Here is a 3,482-nt window from a genome sequence, read left to right as displayed (position 1 = left end):
AAGGGCGGCGGGTCGGGGAGCAGATCTGCCTCCATCCTCCGTGGTGAAGCGGCGGGCGTGGTGAAGCGGCGGGCACCGTGAATCGGCGGGCGTGGTGAAGCGGCGGGCATCGTCATGGGTAGGGTGCCCGCTTCGGCCGGTGGTGCCACCAACCACCGCTTGACCGGCGGAGCGCGCGCCCGGCTCACGGGCGGCGGACCCGTCGAGCCGGTCTCAGGACCGTGGCGCGGGCGGGCGGCGGCGTGCGACCCAGTACGTCAGGTACACCGAGCACACCGCGGCGAAGGCGCACCACGTCGAAATGTACTCCTGCCGCCACAGCGTGAAGGTCGCCGCGGCCCCGACGGCTACCAGGACGCCGAACGCGACGAGGCCCCGGTCACCGGAGAGGAGCAGGGAGCCGATGGTGGCGAGCAAGTAGCAGGCGATGACCAGTTCGGGCCGGGGCAGCCCCAGGGAGTATCCGACGGTGTGTCCGCGGATCTCGGCCGTCACGGTGCGGGTCGCGAGTGTGTGCGCCAGTACGGCCGCCGTCGCGACGCCCGCGCACAGGGGGAGGAGCAGGCGGCGGCGGGCGCCGGGCGGTGCGGCGCACAGCACGGCCGCCGGTACCCACAGCGGCAGGAGCGGGAGCGCGATGACGGCCCAGGCGAGGGTGGCGGGCCCGGTGCCGCCGTCCTGGTGCCAGACCGCGGCCTCGATCATCTGATGCACGCCCAGCAGGAGCGGCAGCGCGGCCAGCGGCAGGTCGCGGGGGCGGCGGGCCGCCAGGGCCATCGAGGCGGCTCCCACGGCCGCGATGCCCGCGCCCGCGACGAGATCGGCCGTCGCACTCCAGCACATGCCCGCAACGGTACGGCCCCCCGGGCGCGAGAGCGCGTCACGACGCCGTGCGCGGGCGACCACCCGCGACCGGGGCCGGTCCGCTCCGCCCGGTGACCAACCGCTGTTCCCCGCCGCATGGGGCGAGACGGTGATCGAGGAGTTGGTGATCTCCCGGTGTGCGGCGGATCGCCTGTCACCCGTTCTGACCGGCGGTCAGCCGAAGCGCAGGATGCGGGGAGCGAAGGTGCCCTCGGGTCCCGCTGCCCGGCCGACCGACCACACGGTCTCCGTGCCCGGCACCGGCGCGAGCCGAAGCGTCGTGGAGTCACCTTCCCCGGCCACCGCGGGTTCGCTGTGCTCGGCGAAGGACCGGCCGTCCCAGGCGAGGAAGTCCGGCCCCGGGATCAGCGGGGGATTGCTGCCCGGCGGTGCCCACTTCTGCGAGCGGGCCACCGAGACCCAGGCCAGCTCGCCGGACGGGCCGGGCGCCAGGGAGGTGATCCCGCCGAAGTCGGCGGGCACGGTCACCCGGCTCCACGTCTGCCCGTCGAAACGCATCAGCAGCGGCGGGATCGGCTTGCCCACCGGGCCGCCGACGAATCCGGCGGTGCCGCCCGCCCACACCTCCGTCGGCGAGACCGCGAGCACGCTGCCCACGGCCGACCGCGGGAATCCGCTGACGGTCGTCTGTTGCCACGCGGTGCCGTCGAAGTGCGACACGGCGGCGCCCGAGGCGGTCTCACCCGCGGCCCAGACATCGTCGGGGGCGAGGATGTGCAGGCCGTACACGGACCCCGGCGGCACCGGCAGGTCCCGCCAGCCGCGCCCGTCCCAGCGCAGCAGCGCCTGGGCGCCGCTCCGCGCACCGGTCAGCCAGGTCTCACCGCCACCGGCGACCACCTTGTCCAGCACGACACCGCTCGGCGGGCGGCTCTCGCGCCAAGTGGAGCCGTCGAGGCGGAGCAGACGTGCGCCGCCCGCGGAGTCCCTGCCGACCGCCCAGGCCGCCTTCGGCGAACTCGCGGCGACGGACAGCAGCTCACCCTGCCACCCGGCCCCGGGCACCTTCTGGCGCTGCCAGGCGGTCCCGTCCCAGCGCAGCAGCAGCGGAAAGCCCGGTGCCTCCCGGCCCACGGCGTCGGTGCCCACCGCCCACGCCCGGTCGGGCCCGACCGCCGCGGCCTCGTTCAGCCCGGCCTGCGGGCGTACCTGCGCGGGCACCGGAACGTGCCGCCAGGACGGGGTGTCCGACGCGGCCGAGGCCACGGCCGCCATGACGGTCAGGGCGAGGGCGAGGGCGGCGACGAGAAGTCGGCGTGCCATGGTCAGCCTCCCAGCCGCTCACTCATCAGATTCGGTTTCGAGCCGTAGATCTCGACGGTCCCGAAGGACAGCAGCGAGGACCCGGCCCGCGCCAGCGCGCGCGGCTTCACGTCGATCGCGTTCGTGCGCTCCGGGCCGTAGGAGTAGCTGGTGCGGGAGCCGTCCACCCGTGCGTACGTGGACCGGAAGGCGCGGTCGCCGCGCACCGGCAGCCACAGCGCGCCGTCCGCGCCGCGCACCATCGCCTCGGTGTAGGTGTCGCCCAGCGGCGGGTGGGTGGTCCGCCAGGCCCGCCCGTTCCAGGTCATCAGATAGGTGCGGGGCACGCCGCCGGTGTACTGGCTGCCGCCGATCGTGGCCCGGCCGGACGGTTCCAGCAGAATCGTGTGCACGTTGCTGTCGGGCGGCAGCGGCACCTTCGCGTCCCGCCACGCCGTGCCGTCCCAGCGCAGTACGGCGGTTCCGGTGTCGGTGTCCGCCCAGGCCCAGGCGTCGTCGGCGGCGCGTGCGGTGATCCCCATCACATAGCGCACGCCGTCGGGCGTGGCCTGTGCGGTCCAGCCGGAGCCGTCGTAGCGCAGCACCTTGAGCCCCGTGTCGTCCTCACCGACCACCCAGGCGGCGCCCGGTACCGCGGCGAAGTCCTGGTACGTCCACAGGGTCCGCGGCAGCGGGACGGCACTCCACCCCGCGCCCGACCGGCGCAGGATCTCCCCGGCTCCCTCGCGGTCGTTGTGGAGGACCCACATCTCGTCGCCGACGAACTGCACCTTGCCGAGCCGGCCCGGCTCACCGGCGCCGGGGAAGGTGGCGTCCCGGCTCCACGCCGTGCCGTTCCACCGGTACAGCATCGGGCGCGTTCCGTCGGCGGCCTGTTCGTAGCCGGTCGCCCAGGCCTCGCGCGGTCCGCGGGCGGCGAGATCGGACACCGTCACCGGCGGGGCCGCGGCGGGTACGGGCAGCGCCGACCAGCTCGGCTTCGCCGCCACCGTCGTAGGCGCACCGGCAGCGGCCGCGTCGGCTTCCGTGGCGGACGTCGCGGCGGTGGCGGGTGAGACGGCCGTGGCCGGTGACACGGCCGTGGCGCAGGCGATGACAAGGCAGACGACAACCGCACGGAGACCGTTCACGAGACCCCCACAGCACGAAGGTTGCAGAGCGTATAGGTGTCTCCCACCGGTGCACAGGCGACATCCGGCCGAACACCGACATCCGGCCGAACACCGCGACCCCGCCGCGTCAGACCGGTGTCAGCAGCCGGGAGCAGCATCTGGCGGCACCATGCCCGCCCCGCGCGACCCGGCCCCGGGCCGGAACCCGCGGGACGCGAACCC

General features: G+C 74.9%; 3 protein-coding genes. All 3 read right to left on the bottom strand.

The features are described from left to right. Positions 1-213 precede the first annotated feature (213 nt). The 3 genes from AB8Z36_RS36085 to AB8Z36_RS36075 all read right to left on the bottom strand — a co-directional run bounded on the left by AB8Z36_RS36085 (position 214) and on the right by AB8Z36_RS36075 (position 3,278). Positions 214-843, bottom strand: coding sequence for a DUF6629 family protein (locus AB8Z36_RS36085; protein ID WP_369217614.1), 630 nt, complete (start codon positions 841-843; stop codon positions 214-216). 195 nt (positions 844-1,038) lie between these two features. Next, a complete protein-coding gene (locus AB8Z36_RS36080) occupies positions 1,039-2,148 on the bottom strand; it encodes a hypothetical protein (RefSeq protein ID WP_369217613.1) in 1,110 nt (369 codons plus the stop codon). A gap of 2 nt (positions 2,149-2,150) precedes the next feature. Next, a complete protein-coding gene (locus AB8Z36_RS36075) occupies positions 2,151-3,278 on the bottom strand; it encodes a hypothetical protein (RefSeq protein WP_369217612.1) in 1,128 nt (375 codons plus the stop codon). Between the last annotated feature and the right edge of the window lie 204 nt (positions 3,279-3,482).

This window comes from Streptomyces flavofungini, from assembly GCF_041028215.1.
GTDB lineage: Bacteria > Actinomycetota > Actinomycetes > Streptomycetales > Streptomycetaceae > Streptomyces > Streptomyces flavofungini_B.
The sequence above is the reverse complement of the archived record's forward strand: the minus strand, read 5'-3'. Positions and strand labels throughout refer to the sequence as shown.